8 protein-coding genes are annotated in these 17,471 nt (G+C 51.5%); 3 read left to right on the top strand and 5 right to left on the bottom strand.

The window, feature by feature from the left end; all coding sequences use genetic code 11:
- Window positions 1-26 precede the first annotated feature (26 nt).
- The 3 genes from A7K91_RS05225 to A7K91_RS05215 form a co-directional block, all read right to left on the bottom strand.
- Window positions 27-1,973 carry an FtsX-like permease family protein gene (locus A7K91_RS05225; protein ID WP_068680407.1) on the bottom strand — a complete coding sequence of 649 codons (1,947 nt, stop codon included), beginning with the start codon at window positions 1,971-1,973 and terminating at the stop codon, window positions 27-29.
- Window positions 1,963-2,724: an ABC transporter ATP-binding protein gene (locus A7K91_RS05220; protein WP_068680399.1), complete on the bottom strand. Its 762-nt coding sequence runs from the start codon at window positions 2,722-2,724 to the stop codon at window positions 1,963-1,965. The genes A7K91_RS05225 and A7K91_RS05220 overlap by 11 nt, the downstream gene beginning before the upstream one ends.
- 152 nt (window positions 2,725-2,876) lie before the next feature.
- Complete coding sequence (locus A7K91_RS05215; protein WP_068680397.1) at window positions 2,877-7,358, bottom strand: AAA family ATPase; 4,482 nt, start codon at window positions 7,356-7,358, stop codon at window positions 2,877-2,879.
- Between the two features lie 220 nt (window positions 7,359-7,578).
- Between A7K91_RS05215 and A7K91_RS05210 the strand changes: the two genes are divergently transcribed.
- The 3 genes from A7K91_RS05210 to asd all read left to right on the top strand — a co-directional run bounded on the left by A7K91_RS05210 (window position 7,579) and on the right by asd (window position 15,222).
- Window positions 7,579-7,767 (top strand): hypothetical protein, encoded by a 189-nt coding sequence (locus tag A7K91_RS05210; protein WP_068680395.1) that lies wholly within the window; start codon window positions 7,579-7,581, stop codon window positions 7,765-7,767.
- A 42-nt stretch (window positions 7,768-7,809) separates the two neighbouring features.
- On the top strand, window positions 7,810-13,449 hold the full coding sequence (locus A7K91_RS05205; protein WP_068680393.1) for an S-layer homology domain-containing protein: 5,640 nt from the start codon (window positions 7,810-7,812) through the stop codon (window positions 13,447-13,449).
- A gap of 687 nt (window positions 13,450-14,136) precedes the next feature.
- On the top strand, window positions 14,137-15,222 hold the full coding sequence (asd, locus tag A7K91_RS05200; protein WP_068680392.1) for an aspartate-semialdehyde dehydrogenase: 1,086 nt from the start codon (window positions 14,137-14,139) through the stop codon (window positions 15,220-15,222).
- Window positions 15,223-15,298: 76 nt separating this feature from the next.
- Here asd and A7K91_RS05195 read toward each other — a convergent pair whose 3' ends face one another.
- Together A7K91_RS05195 and A7K91_RS05190 are read right to left on the bottom strand one after the other, a co-directional pair.
- Window positions 15,299-16,780 (bottom strand): HAMP domain-containing sensor histidine kinase, encoded by a 1,482-nt coding sequence (locus tag A7K91_RS05195; protein ID WP_169833376.1) that lies wholly within the window; start codon window positions 16,778-16,780, stop codon window positions 15,299-15,301.
- A complete protein-coding gene (locus tag A7K91_RS05190) occupies window positions 16,765-17,457 on the bottom strand; it encodes a response regulator transcription factor (protein WP_068680391.1) in 693 nt (230 codons plus the stop codon). The genes A7K91_RS05195 and A7K91_RS05190 overlap by 16 nt, the downstream gene beginning before the upstream one ends.
- Between the last annotated feature and the right edge of the window lie 14 nt (window positions 17,458-17,471).

The raw sequence follows: 17,471 nt of genomic DNA, 5'->3' as shown, positions 1-17,471 counted from the left end.
AATTGCCAAGCAGCCGTCGTTACTCGTTACAGTGCTTCCTTTACGACCCTTTTGCCGTAGAAAACGGACAATACGCCGAAGATTGAATACAAACCTCCGTAGATAGCTACAACAATCAGCATGGGCGTCCATAATTCACTGCCGAAGAAAAACCAGCCGGAACGAACGGCGTAGTAGCTATGTCCAAGCCCGACAACTAGCGGAATTCCAAAGCTGAACAGCTGCTTCAGGATAATGCCCGACAGCATATCCCCTCTGCTGAAGCCCAGCTTGCGAAGGATGGTGAAGCTTGGCTTCTCCGCCTGGCTTTCCTCCATTTGCTTGAAGTACAAAATGCAGCCTGAGGTCATCAGGAAGGCGAGACCCAGAAAGCCAACAACGAACAGGAGCAGGCCGAGGTTTTGCAAGGTTCCTTGCTCGCTATCCAATTGAGAGCCGTTGTAACGTTTTTCGCTAGCCTTCATGGACATAAACAGCTCATTTGCTTCCGCGACCCTTTCCCTGTCTGCAATATCGAAGCCAATATAGGTGGAGGAGTCGAGCTGAAGCTTGGAATCAGCATCCTCCTGAAGGCGCTTGAAAACCGCTTCGTCAACAATGGCAACGGGTAAACTGCCGTTGGAGAAATATAAGGATACTACCGCTTCCTTTTGAATACCCTTGATAGCTAACGGGATGTTTTCCTTCATTCCTGTAAATTCCACACGGCCTTCAAACACACCCGGAAGCACCATTTTCATAGCATCGCTATACCCGGAAAGGAGCGTTTCATGCCCTGAAATATCCAAACCATCAACCGAGGATTCACTGATGACGCCAAGTGTGACTTCTTGCGGTTCATTGGCCGTTTCTCCGCCTTTAACCGCGATTCCCGGCAGCTTTGCATGTACTTGAAGCACGCTGATGTTGCGTTGTTCAAAGGAAATGCCTTTTGCCGCAAGCCCGTCACTAAAGGGTTTGGCTTCTTCCTCATAGATAAAAGCAAAGTCGTTCGGAACAGTCGCTTGCGCCATTTTTCCCGCGGAATAATAAGAAATGTAGCTCAGGGATAACAAGCCGAGCGCCAGTGCCGATACCGTTGTAATGATAGTCAGCAGCAGCGCGTTGGACTGGATACGGAACATGATGGAGGATAGCGACAGCACCTCCTTGACGTTCAAATAGCCGTTTTTGCGTTTGCGGACCAAATAAAAGATGCAGCGAACCGAGCCTTTGTAGAACAAATAGGTGCCCACGATAACGGAACCCAAAATCAGTACCATAGCTATCATTAAATCATTGACAGAGCTCACATTAGTCGCGTCGAACAATCGGGATGACAGGTTATAGCCGTAAATAATCAAGCCAAGACCTGCAACGCCGGAAAGCACCTCCAGCAGTGAAAGCTTTCTTCCCCTGTCCTCCGTCGAAGCCAATGTTTGAAATAAACCAAGGATGGTTTGCCGCTTGATAAAAAGAAAGTTGGAAAGCATGATTAGCACATAAATGGCCACAAACACAAGAAGGGTTTGAACCAGCGCCTGCATGGAAAAATCCAGTGAGGCTGATGTTTGAATCCCCGTTAAATCCAGCAGGATATCCAGCAGCAGTCGGGATGAAAAGAGTCCTACTCCAACACCGATTAGCAGCGATGCAAAATAAAGCATGAAGTTTTCGGCCGTCAAAATTCGAAAAATATGGCTTTTGGTCAAGCCGATAAGCTGAAACAATGCGATTTCCTTGCCGCGTCTGCGGATAAACAAATTGTTGGCGTACAAAAGAAAAATGCCAACGATAACGATCAGCAGGATGGAGCTTGCGCGAAGCGCAGCCGCTCCTTTGATGCCGCCGGTCAGCCGGCCCACTGCAGGATCATATTGCAGAGTGACGAAGGAAAAATATAGCGACGAGCTGAACACCAGCGCAAAAACGTACAGAAAGTAATGCTTAACATTTTCAATGAGGTTATGAAAAATAATGCTTTTAATGCTCAAGCGGACGACCCCCTGCCAGGGCTTGGCTGCTTAGAATATCGCCGTAAAACGCTTCACGCGTTTTGGAGCCCTTATGGATTTCGCTGTAGATCAGCCCGTCCTTAATCAGAATTACCCGTTCACTGTAGCTGGCGGCTTCCACATCATGCGTTACCATGGCAATGGTGCTGCCTAGGGTTTGATTGAGCTGGCTGAGCTTGTTCAGCAAATAATAAGCGGATTTGGAATCCAGCGCGCCGGTTGGCTCGTCCGCAAACAGAAGGCTGGGGCGATGGATAAAAGCTCTTGCCGACGCTACGCGTTGCTTCTGCCCGCCGGATATTTCCCTTGGATATTTGTTTTTCAGATCAAAAATGCCAAGCTCCGAAGCAATCATCTGAAAACGCTGCTCGGCTTCCTTGCGCGGCAGCTTCGTTACGGTGAGCGGAAGCATAATGTTTTCCTTAACCGTAAGCGTATCCAGCAGATGGTATTCCTGAAAAATAAAGCCCAAATTCCGTTTGCGAAACTCTGCGATCTGCTTTTCGTTCATCCCGGTAATATCCTTTCCCGCGATCACGATGCTGCCCGAGCTGACCTTGTCAATAGAGGACAATACGTTCAGTAAAGTGGTTTTGCCGGAGCCCGACGCCCCCATAATGCTAACAAACTCTCCTTCCTGAATGCTGAGGTTGATGCCCTTCAATACTTCCTGGCGATTATATTTATTGCCGTAAACCTTTTGTATGCCTGTAGCCTTCAAAATCGGCATGTCATTCACTCCTTAAGCTTTATATCCTAATTATAGAAAGGGCGGCTTGGGAGTACCTTCGATTTGCCTTACAATTTGAAAGGCCCAAGGTGACAATATTGTCACCTTGGGCCTTTGGCTCAGTGCTTCGTAATCACCCACAGGTGCTGGCGCTAATTCAGAAGCTTCAGCTCTTTGGCTTGCGCGATAGCTTTTGTCCGCCGGTTTACCTTGAGCTTGGCAAACAGATTTTTGATATGAACCTTGACTGTTCCTGTTGCAATAATGAGATGTTCGGCAATTTCCTTATTGGACAACCCCGCTGCCAGCAGAGCCAAGACTTCCAGCTCGCGCTCCGTGAGCGGCTCCTCCAGCATTTCCGTTTGCGGCAATTCTGGCAGCTCGGCCGCATCGGAATGAGCGCCGGCCTTGTCAGCTGCGGTTTGCAGCGCGCACAGGAATAAGGCATGAGCGGCCATGGCCAGCAGCACCGGCTGATGCCGGGGAGCAAAAACGCCTGCGGCATGGCGGTTTTCGAGATAAAGCACGCCCTGCATCGTACCGTGCACCGTGACGGGCAGGCATAACACCGATTGCGGCTTGCGTTCTGCAATATAAGGATTATGGTCCAGCCAGCTTTCTTCCTCGGGACTATAGCGGACCTCTTCTTGCGTCAGCAGCGTATACCGGATCAGCCCTTCCGGCAGCGAAAGGCTATCGTTGTTCAATCCCGTCGGAGTGAAGACATCAGAGGAGTGGATATCGAAATAGGCTTGCACATACAGCCGTTCGCTGCCGCCGGTCAACAGCGCTCCCGTTGTGGCGCCTGCATAGGTGACAATCGTATTAAGAATATTGCGAAGCGCCGTTGCTGTGTCATCCTGCCCCCCAATCATTTCGGCGGTTTTCAGAATAGCGTCAAGATCAAGATGATGGCTGTAAGAAGCATCGCCTGCGAGCGTAATCTCGGAGAGTGAGGATACGCCGCGCGCTCCGCCCGAAGCTTGATATTCGGCAAGCGGAGGCAGATCTGGCTTGTCCTGATTGGTCCAGTGCGCCTCCAGCTCTTTCAGCTGCGTTACCTTAATGGCAAGCTCCCACCGGCTGTAGCCTTGAAGCGCAAGCTCCAGATAGTAGAAAGCGCTGGTGCTTTTTCCGCGTTCCCGGTAATGGCGGGCGGCCAGCTCTGCCGCGATGCTGCCTGCAGCAATATCATCGCTCTCCCGCGCCTCCCGGATAGCTTGGTCGTATAAGGCTTCGGCTTGTTCAAGCTTTTCCGAGACTCTGGCGTATTCGGCTTCCAGCACAACGGCCCGGGACAAATATCTCGCTGGCGCGATAGACGCCCAATGCCGGAAAACGGTAAGACTTTCCGCAATCGTTCTGGTTCCGAAATCGCTCGCTTTCCTCGAACCGTTTGCTTCCTTCCTGCTGACTGCTTCCTTTGTATTGCCCCGTTCAATTGAAGCTTCAAGAGGCTTAAGCGCGAGCCGCGCAAGCAGCTCGTAGAACAAGCCCTCCGCCAGATGCGGCAGATGAGTGGCGTAAGCCTCATGCTGCCTGCCTTGACGCGCCCAATCTGCCGCTTCCTGATAATATCCCAGCAGGAAACACAGCTGCGTTTTGTAAGCACAGTATTGGAATAACGTAGTTACAGCCGTTTCGCCGCCGGAAATCCGGTCTAAAAATTGTTCCTCGTCAAATCCTGCACTGCTGAAGCTTTCGGGCGATGCAGTGGCTCCTTGAAGAGCCAGCGCGAGCTGCCGGTACAGGTACAGGTTTTGCAGCACAAAATCATCCCGGGTCGTTTCCAGAACATCCATATAATCGCTTATCGTCCGATTCAGCTTGCTGAGGGGCACTCGGGCATAAATGGCATTGACATGAGCACCCACCGCATAGCTGGCAAAAATGTAGTCGCCGGATTCCAGTCCGCTGGACAAGGCTTGAGCCAGATAAGACTCGCTCTCGCGGCTGTCTCCGGCAAATTGGCTCAATACGCCGCCAAAAATGGTATAGGTTTTGCTCTTGATGGATGCCAGATTATAACGCCGGGACAGCTCGACGCCCACTTTTCCGACGGCCAGGCCAAGGCTGTAATTGCCGTGATCTGTGCCAAGCAGCATGCCGACGGCGGTGTAAACGGCTGCCGATACGGGCGTATTGCCGTATTGCAGCGTAAGCTCCAGCGCTTTGCACATCAACTGGGCGTATACATTTTTATTTGTAAAAAAGGTGGAAGGCGTAATGGCAAACATCAAATTCATAATCAGTATGGTTTCCGGGTCTGACATATCGGGAAGCTCCCCAAGCTGATCCATACGTTCCTCCAAAATCTGCTCTATGCGGGCAGCCTCCACCTTCAAACGGCTTTGCTCCAGCTTCGGCGAAATGTCGATGCCATGCTCGCGAAGGCAAGTTAGACCAAGCTCGGTTCCCTCCGCATATTTTCCTTGATTAATCAATTGCATAATGCGTAGCAGCTGCACCCGGCTCCGTTCTGACGTGTTGGATGCGCGCTGCAGGAGGAGCTGTAATCCGGCTTCGGACTCGTGGTGGCTGCCGCACAAATAAAGACATTCGGCATGCTGGAGCTGCAGCTCGAACCCCAGCTCCAATGCCAGCTCAGCCGGATAAGGACGGAGCAGCTCGACCCCTTTTGCAAAATAGGACAAGGCCATATCGTACGCGGAAGCCGCTTTGGCTCCGGCTCCTGCATCCAGATTTCGGCGGGCAAGCGTTCTAATTGAGACGGGATCAGAGAGCGTATCCGAGCCTTGATTCAGATGGTTGATGGCATCAAACGGAATATCCTCGCTGCCGCTCTGCCGTGTAAGCAATGTTTCTCCAATGGCTTGGTGAAACGCTTGCTTGACCTCGCTGCCGAGCTCGCTGTAGATCAGCTTTTGAATGCTGTCGTGGACAAAAAAGTAACGGTCCGGTCTGGAGGATTTGAGCAGCCCCTCCGTCTCCATCATGGTCCAATCTTCAACGGATAGTGGTTGCCCTGCCGCCTCGGCGATAATAGCCGGATCAAACTCGCTGCCAATACAGGAAGCCATTTGCAGCAGCTTGCGTTCATTGTCCGAAAGCCGCTCCAGACGGTGGCGAATTAGCGTTTGAACAGCATAATGCGGGGAGAGATTCATCATCTGGCCGATATCCCATTGCCAAGAGCGCTTTGCTTCATCATAACGAACAATGTGATCGTCGCGCAGGCGGAGCAGGATCTGCCTGAAGTGGAATGGATTTCCTCCCGACTCGCGATAAAGCATTTCGGTCAATGGGTACGTAATATCCGCCTGGACATCCAGCGTTTCCGACATCATGCGGCCTATGTGCTCTCTATCAAGCGGAGCAAGCTCAAGATGACGAACGGCGGCTTGGTCGGATATGCTTCCATTCTCCTCGTAGCCGGGCAGCGAATCTAGGCCCAGCTCAGAGGGGCGATAAGAGCAAACGAATAATAAATATTGGCATTCCGGATCGCACAGCAAGGCGTGTATTAATTGCAAGGAAGAGGCGTCGGCCCACTGCAAATCATCAATAAACAACACAATTGGACAATCTCTGGATGCCAGTGCCTGCGTGAATCTCCGAAATGTGTAGATGAATCGTTTTTGCGACTCATTGGAAGGAAGCTCCTCGGGGAAGGGAGAAATGCCGGTCAACAGCTCCAGCTCCGGAATAATGGCGGTCATTATGGCCGCATTGGCGCCAAGCGCATGTTGAAGCCGGATTTTTAATTGCTCTGTATAAGCCATTCCTTCTCCCAGCATATGGCGGACAAGGCCGCGGAAGGCTCCAATGACGGGTTGATATGGAACGCCGGTAGCCAGCTGCTGAAACTTGCCGGAAATATAATAAAAGCGATGGTTTTTCCGCAAATCCCGAAAGGCCGCATGGATCAAGCTTGTTTTGCCGATGCCGGCTTCGCCGGTTACGTAGACGATTTCGGTGGAGCCGAAGCAGGCGGAATAGAAGGCCTGTGTCAGCACGTTTAATTCGTATTCCCGTCCATAAAAGCCTTGCAATTCGATATAGGCTTCGTCGCTTGTCCCGGACTGATCCAGATCGTGAATGAGCTGGTCTGCAGTTTGATAGCGCTGATCCGGGTTTTTCGCGAGAAGCTTCATAATAATGGCTTCGAGCTGCCCGTCAACCACTGGCGATCCGGGCGCCGACAGCGGAGGAGGGGTTTGGGCCAGATGCATGTAGACCCATTCCAGGGAAGTAGCTGCGGAAAAGGGAGGCCGTCCGGCAACCAGCTCGTAAAGAATGGCGCCAAGCGAATAAAGATCGCTCCGCTCATCAATCCTCCGCTGCATTCTCCCTGTACTCTCCGGCGAACAGTAGGGCAAGGCTTCCGGCAAACTGCCGAAATTCGGAGCAGGTGAATCTCCATGTTTGTCATGTTCCTCTTGTTTCCAAAAGGTATCGCGCCTGTAACCCGCAAGTCTGAGTCCTTCTCCATCAGCGCTGATGATAAATTGCTCCGGTCTCAGCTCCAGATGGAGCCGCTGCTTCAGATGCAGCTCCCGGAGTTGCAGCGCTGCGGCTTTTGCCAGTTTGCGGAGTGACGCTCCTTCCCTATAGGGATTTCGCCGCATCCACTCTCTTAATGTCATTTCAGACCCATAAAGCTGGTTGGTCATACCCGAACACCCCGAATTGAGCGGGTTTGATACACGCCCTAGATTTTAATAGCCGTTTTTTCTTTATTGTACTGGAAGCAAGGGTGAAATTGCACCCTCTATATGAATGGAATTGTCGAAAGATACTCCTTTTTAGGTATGGAGTAACAGCTTCGTTTGACCTATTTTTAGGAAGCCGAGAAATAGCGTGAAATCATTGAAAAAAGGATGGGGAGAAAGCATGAGCGATTCCATAATTTCTTCTATTATTGTGCTTGTTTTGGGGGTGCTGCTGTATATCAGCCTTTGGTGGAATGCCGTCTATACAGGCTGGAGGTTTGCCAGATGGTATTTTGGCATCATATTGGCTCTTGCGGTCATTGTTGGGGTCTGCTACGAGCTATTCCATATGACATGGCTGTCGGTTTAGGGGGGCGCAATTGTATATTGATTGGAAGAGAGGACGTTTATAATGAGTAAAAAAAGAATGATATTTTGGCTGACTGCGCTTGTTGTGCTGCTGCCGGTTGTTGGCGCCCTTCTGACTCCCGAATTAACTGTACCGTTAAGAGCGGCGGGTATTGGCGGACAGATATTAACCGGATATTCCACGTATACTAACAATGTGTATGAAGGGCGGGCGACAGAATATACGTTTAGTGTAGATGGTATTGTCCAAAATAGCCCGAATCCTCCAGCCGTTGCCGATTGGCTGACGCCGTCGGTTTTTTATGATTATGGCTGGAGTCGCTTTAGCTGGAATCCCGTATTTACCTATAGCAGCAATGGTGCAATCGGACAAACAAGCGATTCGTTGGCTATTCCTGCGACGGCGACCTGGGTTACGATTTCTTCCTTCCAGGTCGAACGGACAGGTGTGAATAATCCGATTGGCAACACCTCTTTTCGCTACTCAGTGGATGGCATAACCGAGCTCACGACCGATAATGAGCTGAATATTCCTCCAAATGCGTTGTGGGCGACACTCTACTCCTTTACGGATGGCTGGACCAATACCACCGATCATGTCCATTGGTCATATGAGCTGAACCGCCCTGTTCCCCATATCGCTTCGCTTACGGTTTCCTCGGATGGAGCACCAGGCTATGCCAAAACTGGAGATACCATAACCGTTGAGCTTGAGACGGATATTGCCATTCAAAGCCCTATCATCAAGATTGCCGGAACGACAGTGGCGGCAACAGGGAGCGGGACAAGCTGGAGCGCAAGTTTGGCGGTGACGGATATGCTGCCGGAAGGAGCTGTGTCTCTGTCAGCGGCCATATTTTCAGAGGCGGGAGCGCCAGGCAGTGTTTTTACCGCGACGACGAACAACTCTGTCGTTTTTTACGACAAAACGGCTCCGCAGCTAACCTACTCGCTTTCACCAAGCGGTCCAAGTAATGAGGATGTTTCGGTACAAGTTTCGGCTGCGGACGCGAGTAGTTCAATCGCCAGCTTCAAGTGGGCGTCAGGAAATCAGAATGTTAATTATTTTGTTGCGCAGGGTCATGATCTTTTGGGCAGCAATGCTGGAGCGGCGTTAGCGACAGACAGCTTTACGGTAACAGAGAACGGGACCTTTACTCTGTACGCCCGCGATATAGCGGGTAATGAAGCGGTGTTTCCGATTACAGTCTCTTCAATTGACAAAATCCCGCCGGTTATCGTGTTGACGCCTTCAGGGACGGCAGGTCCAACCAATACGGATGTGGAAATCAGGCTGGACGCCTCGGATAATGTAGCCATTGCCAAGCGGCTATGGGCGGCAGGGCTGCAAAATGCGGCTTTTTTCCAAAGCGGAAATGGAACTTCGTTAAATGATGGATTCTCTGTAACGCAAAATGGCGTTTATTCCGTATACGTGGAGGATACGGCGGGTAATTCCGCTCTGGAGACGATTGAAGTCGCCAATATATTCAAGCAAGTGCCTGAGCTGATGTTAACGCCTTCGCCAAGTGGCCCAACAAACGGTGATGTTGTGGTTGGTATTGAGGCTTCTATTGCTGGCGAGTCAGCAGGCAACAACCTTGCCAAGCTACGTGCGGCGAAGGGAGATCGTAATGCCGACTACTTCATTGGCGGCGGTGAAGATGTGCTGAGCGCAGCAGAGTTCATCGCTGATGAAAATGGCATGTACACGGTATATGCACGTGATGCGGCAGGCAATGAAACGGTGAAAACCGTAGAGATAAAGAGTATATTCAAGCAAGCGCCTGAGCTGATGTTAACGCCCTCGCCAAGTGCCCCAACAAACGGTGATGTTGTGGTAGGCATTGAGGCTGCTGTTGCTGATGATTCAGCAGGCAATGGCCTTGCCGGGCTTCGTGCAGCGAAGGGAGACCGTAATGCCGCCTACTTCATTGGCGGCGGCGGTGAGGATGTTCTGGATGAATCAGCGTTCACGGCTGATGAAAGCGGCATGTACACGGTATATGCACGCGATGCGGCTGGCAATGAAACGGTGAAAACCTTAGAGATAACCAATATATTTAAGCAAGCGCCTGAGCTGATGTTAACGCCTTCGCCAAGTGGCCCAACAAACGGAAACGTTGAGGTAGGTATTGCTGCTATTGTTGCCGGTGAGTCAGCAGGCAATGGCCTCGCAGAGCTTCGTGCGGCAAAGGGCGATCAAAATGCTGCCTACTTCATTGGCGGCGGCGGTGAGGATGTGTTGGATGAATCGGCGTTCACGGCTGATGAAAACGGCACGTACACTGTATATGCACGCGATGCGGCAGGCAATGAAACGGTGGAAGCAATAGAGATAACGAATATATTCAAGCAAGCGCCTGAGCTTTCACTGACGTTTTCGCCAAGTGCTCCGACCAACGCAAACGTTGTGGTTGGCGTTGAAGTCTCGGTCGCGGGCACGGCAGCAGACAATAGCCTTGCCGAGCTAGGTGCAGCGAAGGGTGAACAAGATGCCGCCTATTTCATCGGTGGTGGCGGCGAAGATGTGCTGAACGAAGAAGAGTTCGTAGCTGATGAAAACGGCACGTACACTGTCTATGCGCGCGATGCGGCTGGCAACGAAACGGTGAAAACAATAGAGATAACGAATATATTCAAGCAGATACCTGAGCTGACGTTAACGTCTTCGCGAAATACTCCGACTAACGGAAACGTTGAGGTAGGTATTGCTGTTACTTTTGCTGGTGAGTCAGCAGGTAATGGCCTTGCCGGGCTTCGTGCAGCGAAGGGAGACCGTAATGCCGCCTACTTCATTGGCGGCGGCGGTGAGGATGTACTGGATGGATCAGCGTTCACGGCTGATGAAAGCGGCACCTACACTGTCTATGCACGCGATGCGGCAGGTAATGAAACGGTGAAAACCGTAGAGATAACCAATATATTTAAGCAAGCGCCTGAGCTGATGTTAACGCCTTCGCCAAGTGCCCCAACAAACGGAAACGTTGAGGTAGGTATTGCTGCTACTGTTGCCGGTGAGTCAGCAGGCAATGGCCTCGCAGAGCTTCGTGCGGCAAAGGGCGATCAAAATGCTGCCTACTTCATTGGCGGCGGCGGTGAGAATATGTTGGATGAATCAGCGTTCACGGCTGATGAAAACGGCATGTACACTGTTTATGCACGCGATGCGGCTGGCAATGAAACAATGGAGACCATAGAGCTAACGAACATACTCAGGCAGGCGCCTGAGCTGACATTAACGTCTTCTCCAAGTGCTCCAACCAACGGTGATGTTGTGGTAAGCATTGACGCTTCCGTTGCTGGCACAGCGGCGGGGAATAGCCTTGCGGAGCTTCGTGTAGCGAAGGGCGATTTTGACACCGCCTATTTCATCGGCGGTGGCGGTGAGGATGTGCTGGACGAATCAGAGTTCACGGCTGATGAAAACGGCACGTACACTATTTATGCACGTGATGCGGCTGGCAACAAAACAGTTGAGAGAATCACGATTTCAAACGTGGATCGAATGAAACCAGCCTTGACGTTAACATCGGACTATACGGCACCGATTAACGGCAACGTGATGATTTCCGTAACTGCGTCGGATTCCGAGAGCGGAGTCAGAACGGTGCTTTGGTCCGCCGTTTCTCCAGAAACGGAGAACCCTTGGCCATCCGAAGAAGTGATGGATGGAGTGTTTGTTGCTACAGCCAATGGCCTTTATACGGTCATTGCCTATGATTACGCGGGCAACAGCACCGTTCAGCAAATTAACGTGATGAATATTTATCGGGATGAACCAAAACTGCAACTGAGCCTGGAAACGGAAGAACCAACAGGTGAGCGGGCTGCTGTTCTTGCACAGGTCACTGCCGTCGGCGATGGCAATTCTATCGCAGTTGTGAAGTGGGCAGAGGGCGAAGAGCCGATTGCATTTTTCAGCGGCGGAGCTGGCAACGATATAACGGAAGCCCGCCAGTTTGATGCACAAACCAATGGCGTCTACACCGTCTACACAAAAGATGCAGCTGGCAATGAAGCGGCCGCTACCATTGAAGTGGACAACATTCGCCGTATTAACGCTGATCTTGCGGCATTGACGCTGAGCATCGACGGTCAGCCGGTGACCCTTTCTCCAGTATTCGATCCACGGCAGACGCATTATACGGCACAGGTGGCAAGCGAGGTTGCTTCTGTGCTGCTGACGGCCTCGGCGGCTGATATGGCCGCATCGGTAGCGGTCAACGGCAAGGCGGTGCAGGCAGGGGAGCAAGCAGTAGTTTCGCTGAATTATGGCGCCAATACAGTGGACGTTGAAGCAACGGCACAGCTGGCGTCGGTTAAACAAACCTATGAAATAGAGATTACGCGCGCAAGACCAGCGGCGGCGGCATTGCCAATTATCCGCAGCCAAATATTTGGATTAAGGCTGAACGGCCAGCCGATAACGGGGCTTACGGAATCAAGCATTGTTGATTCAAGCGGAGCGTTGCATTATGAATTGAAGCTGGAGTCGGCCGGAGCCATTGTTTCCGCTGCTTCTGCCGGTGGCGAAAACGTGCTGCGCATTGAGTCGCAATCAGGTGTAGCTCACAAAGCGGAGCAGGTGCGGTTTGCGTTTTCGACAGAGGCCATTCGACAGCTCAAGGATTTGAAGCTTAAGCTGGTTTTGAGCATAGAGGAAACAGAATATGAAATGCCATTGGATTTTTCTAAAAGCAATTCCAACGAGCTGTCTGTTCAGTTAGCGGTGCCCGGAGGGACAAAGCTGGCAAAGCGGCTTCTTGATCAAACAAATACCGCGCTAGCCCATAACTGGAATGTGAAGCAAGCAAGTGCTGCAGTATCCTTTGCAAGTGGCGGAATTACGGGCAAGGGCAGCCTGCTGCTTCCTTTGCCGGACGCTCTTAATGCGGTCGAAGCACGTAAACTGGCGGTTTACATGAAAGTTGAAAATGGAGAGAGTCGCTTGATGGCGGGGAAGGTTCGTTACGATGCTGGAGGCAAGGCAACCGGTATTACGATTGAGACGGAAGGCTCCGGCCAAGCCATCGTGCTGGCGGCTGAACCTATTGTCACTTCCTACGACAACTATATGAATGGTTACGGCGATGGGCGTTTTGCACCTGATCGGGCGGTCACTCGCGCCGAGCTTGCCGCCTTATTGACGAAGCTTTCGCCGGCCGGACAGGCAGGGGCGGCAGCCGGCGGCGATACAGACTTTGGCGATGTGCCGCAGGAGCATTGGGCGGCTGAGGCAATTGCCAAGGCAGCCGCATCCTCCTGGATGAGCGGTGGACCTGATGGTTCGTTCCGACCAGAATCCCCTTTGACCCGCGCCGAGCTGGCCGTTGTTCTGGCCCGTTGGCTTGCGGCGCAAGGGACGGAGCAGCCCGCTATGTTCGCGGATGCGGCGGAGCATTGGGCTGCCTCGGCGATTTCCATCGTATCGGAACAAGGCTGGCTCACGGGTTATGAAGATGGCAGCTTCCGCCCGGATCGTCAAGTGACGCGGGCACAGGCTGTTGCCGTATTGAACAGGGTATTGGGCCGTCCGCAGTTGTCGGGGAGCGGCGGTGACTGGCAGGATGTTCCGGCCTCGCATTGGGCCGCTGACGCAATTCGTTCCGCTACTCAGTCGTTCCGTGAAGAGGCTTATCTGAATGGTGAAACCGAGGTTGTAGCCATACAAAAGCCATAATATTCCGGCGGCATAAAAGCTGAAATCTTAAGCCAAATGGTTAAGACCGGCGGAGCAGCAAGCACCCTCTCCAAACAAGTGCTGGCAATATATGCTCGGCCGGATTTTCGAAAAATTGCTGAAAGACGATTGAATTTTCCGCTATTGCTTGCTATTATAAAACCAATATGAAAAGGCAACGACGAGACGAGTAGGCGGATTTATTTGATTGCAGAGAGCTCCGGCAGCTGCGAAGGAGCAGAGAATAACCCGCTGAAGAAAGACTAAGAGCCGCGCATTGGAATGACGGAACGGGGAAGCCCGCCGGAAAGGATAGTGCGACGGGAGCTCCCGTTACAGAGCTAGAGTATAAGCTGGTAATTTTGCAGCCGTACTTGAAGAGGCGGATATGGCGACATATCTGCGAATCCGGGTGGTACCACGAGCATACTAATCTCGTCCCTGAGACTATAGTCTTGGGGGTGGGATTTTTTTATTGCGCAAGTACAGCAGCACTGGTGAACGAAGCATCCCTTTCGAGGCTGTTCAAATTGGCCGGTTTCCATTAAAGCAGGCTCCAAAAGCACTCTTTTGACTGGTCGCGATAGTTTGACGTTGCTGTTCGAGGGAACCAATAAAGCATAAGCCGCATTTAATTAAGCAACGATAACTACAGGATAACGAGATTACGGAAAGGGAGAGAGATTCATGACTGGAAAATTGAAAGCAGGTATTGTTGGAGGAACAGGCATGGTGGGACAGCGCTTTGTGGAGCTGCTGAACGGACATCCCTGGTTTGAAGTAACGGCGATTGCGGCCAGCGCAAGCTCGGCAGGCAAAACATACGAGGCAGCGGTTCAGGGCAGATGGAAGCTGTCCACTCCGATTCCTGAAGCTGTAAAAGGAATTATGGTGCAGGATGCTTCCAAGGTAGAGGAAGTGGCAAGCGGCGTCGACTTTGTTTTTTGCGCGGTAGATATGAAGAAGGATGAAATTAAAGCTTTGGAAGAAGCTTATGCCAAAACAGGTACGCCTGTTATTTCCAACAACTCCGCCCACCGCTGGACGCCGGACGTACCGATGGTTGTTCCCGAAATCAACCCTGGCCATATCGAGGTTATCGAAGCGCAGCGCAAACGTCTGGGCACATCGACGGGCTTTATTGCGGTTAAGCCAAACTGCTCCATTCAAAGCTATGTTCCGGCGCTGAACGCCCTGCGTGAATTTAATCCGAAGGTTGTTGTGGCATCTACTTACCAAGCGATCTCGGGCGCGGGCAAAAACTTCACCGATTGGCCGGAAATGCTGGACAACGTTATTCCTTACATCGGCGGGGAGGAAGAAAAAAGCGAGCAGGAGCCTCTGCGCATTTGGGGCAGCGTCGAAAACGGCGAAATTGTAAAAGCGGAAGGACCGCTTATTACGACGCAATGCATCCGCGTGCCGGTAACGGACGGCCATCTGGCAACCGTGTTTGTTTCATTTGAAAACAAACCAAGCAAGGAAGAAATTCTGCAGCGCTGGCAAGAATATAAAGGACGTCCTCAGGAGCTGGAGCTGCCAAGCGCGCCGAAGCAGTTCATTACGTATTTTGAGGAAGAAAACCGTCCGCAAACGAAGCTGGACCGCGACATCGAGCATGGCATGGGCGTTTCCGCCGGCCGTCTGCGCGAGGATTCCGTCTACGACTACAAGTTTGTTGGCTTGTCTCATAACACGCTGCGCGGCGCTGCCGGCGGCGCGGTGCTGATCGCCGAGCTGCTGAAGGCGGAAGGTTATATTGTAGCTAAATAAGGTCAGCAAATAATACCGAGGATTGTTATATGTAGAGGGTCAATAAAAAGATGCGGCGAGGGCCGCATCTTTTTTATTACTCGTTTGCTTGCTTCGGGCCGCCAAATGCTAGATCAAATTCGACGCAGGCTCCGCCGCATTCGTTATTGCGAGCGCGGATTTCCCCTCCATGTATTTCCGCCAGTTGTTTGGCAATATAGAGACCACGCCCGCAATGGGCATAATCGTCCTCCTGGGCGGAGCCGTTCCCTCTGTATAGCCTGTCAAAAAGGTGGGGGAGATCACCGTCGCTAAAGCCTTCTCCGGTATCGCAAACCGTGATGGTGCAGCCATCCTCGCGTAAGACGGCTTCAAGCCGGATGCTGCCTTTTTGCGGCGTATGGCGTATACCGTTCAGGACGATGTTGTCCAGAATTCGTTCCAGCTTCCCGACATCCACCCATCTTTTTGAAGAAAATGACTTTTCAGGGTTGCAGCCTCCCATTTTTAAGCGGACATCTATTTCCTTCTGCGAGGCTAACAGCTTGTAATTGTCCGTTTTTCGCTTGAGCAGTTCGCTCAAATCGGCATAGGTGTAATGGATGGAAAAAGCGGATGGCTGGGAATCGGCCGGTAACTGCATATGCTCGATATAGCTGGAGCCGCGAATTGCGTTTTCCTTGATAACGGAAATATATTTTTGCCATTTATCCTTGCTGTCGGACTGCTCTAGCAGCAGAGAGTCGGCATAACCTCTAATGATGGCAAGGGGCGTTTTGATATCATGAGCCAGATTCTCCATTAAATCCAGCCTCTCTTGCTCCATTCTCCACTGCGAGATTAAGGATGCCTCCAACTCGGCTCTCATATCCCGAAAAGCTTCGCTAAGCTGGCCCAGCTCATTGGAGCCCGCGTAATCGATTGTGAAATTCAGGTCTTTGTTTTTAATTTGCTTTGCGGCCTGAATGAGCTGGCGAAGCGGCTTGCCCATATTATTGGCCAACAACCGAGCGAACAGGAAGGCAAATAGGATGATATAAATAAACGGCGAAAGAAAAAGGAACATGTACAAGGGAGCAAAAAGAAATTGATCTGTTTTGCTGGCATACGTTGGGGAAAGGTTATACATCAGCACGACTCCGCCTGCTAATGTGCTGTTTTCTCCAAAAAGGGGGATGATCACCTTATACTCTCCGTCGCCCCTAATAGTGGTATTGATGCTATCCCTTAGCTGCTCACGGCTATTCAATATTTTGCGTTGATCTGTGCCGTAAAGAACACGCCCCTCTGAATTTATCACCTGATAACGGATTCCCTCTGTCGGGATAACGGCTTGCAGCAGCTCCTCCCGTTCCGGGTTCAGAAGGCGGTCTCCTTGCTCTCGGAGATAAGCATTCAGTGATGGAATTTGTTTTTCATAATGATTAGCGGGATAAATCCCCGAATATTCCAATTTCGAATACAGATAGACATAGGAAGCGACAGTTAACGCCGTTGCTGCCGCGCTAAGAATCAGAATCAGGGCAAAGGCAAAAATAAACTGCCATTTGAGAGGCCAGCGCATCAGGATTTTTCCCATTTGTATCCGATCCCCCATACGGTAGATATGTACGCTGCATCAGGGTCCGCTTCGGCAAGCTTGGCGCGGATGTTTTTGACATGCTCCGCAACCGTACTGGCATCGCCGTCCGCATCGTAGCCCCATATTTTTTCATACATTTGATCCTTGGAAAAAACCTGTCCGGGATGCAGGGCCAGAAATTCGGCGATGTCGAATTCTTTCTTGGTTAGAGGTATAGCTTTCGTGCCTATAAGAAGCTGCCGTGATTGAAGATCGATCGTTGCGCTTTTGAAATGGAGCAAGCGACGTGCGCTGTGTGCATTAAGCAGCATCGCTCTTTCCTCGCGCCGCAGATGGGCCTCGATTTTGGCCAGCAGCTCCAGCAAGCTGAAGGGTTTGCCGATATAGTCATCCCCGCCGATCGCCAGACTTTTGATCCGGTCCTGTTCATATTGCTTGGCGCTCAGAAAAAGAATGGGGCATAATACGACGTCCCGGATTTGCCTGCAAACTTCAAAGCCATCCATGCCTGGCATCATAATATCCAGAATAATCAAATCGGGCTGCTTCCTTGCAAGGGCAATGCCGGTTGTCCCGTCATAGGCGGTTAATACGTTGTAGCCCCTGCCCTCCAGCGTATCCTGTAGCAGGCCAGCCATATCCTTTTCGTCGTCGATAATCAGTATCGTCTTCATAATGCCAACCTCCA

The organism is Paenibacillus oryzae (genome assembly GCF_001675045.1).
GTDB classification, from domain to species: domain Bacteria; phylum Bacillota; class Bacilli; order Paenibacillales; family Paenibacillaceae; genus Pristimantibacillus; species Pristimantibacillus oryzae.
Note: the sequence above shows the minus strand (reverse complement) of the source record. Positions and strands in the feature narration are given on the sequence as shown.

Excerpts from the sequence above, each read along its gene's own strand:
- A7K91_RS05190 (WP_068680391.1), bottom strand. The coding sequence starts at position 17,457 with ATGAAGACGATACTGATTATCGACGACGAAAAGGATATGGCTGGCCTG.
- A7K91_RS05220 (WP_068680399.1), bottom strand. The coding sequence starts at position 2,724 with ATGCCGATTTTGAAGGCTACAGGCATACAAAAGGTTTACGGCAATAAA.
- A7K91_RS05195 (WP_169833376.1), bottom strand. The coding sequence starts at position 16,780 with ATGGGAAAAATCCTGATGCGCTGGCCTCTCAAATGGCAGTTTATTTTT.
- asd (WP_068680392.1), top strand. The coding sequence starts at position 14,137 with ATGACTGGAAAATTGAAAGCAGGTATTGTTGGAGGAACAGGCATGGTG.
- A7K91_RS05205 (WP_068680393.1), top strand. The coding sequence starts at position 7,810 with ATGAGTAAAAAAAGAATGATATTTTGGCTGACTGCGCTTGTTGTGCTG.
- A7K91_RS05210 (WP_068680395.1), top strand. The coding sequence starts at position 7,579 with ATGAGCGATTCCATAATTTCTTCTATTATTGTGCTTGTTTTGGGGGTG.
- A7K91_RS05215 (WP_068680397.1), bottom strand. The coding sequence starts at position 7,358 with ATGACCAACCAGCTTTATGGGTCTGAAATGACATTAAGAGAGTGGATG.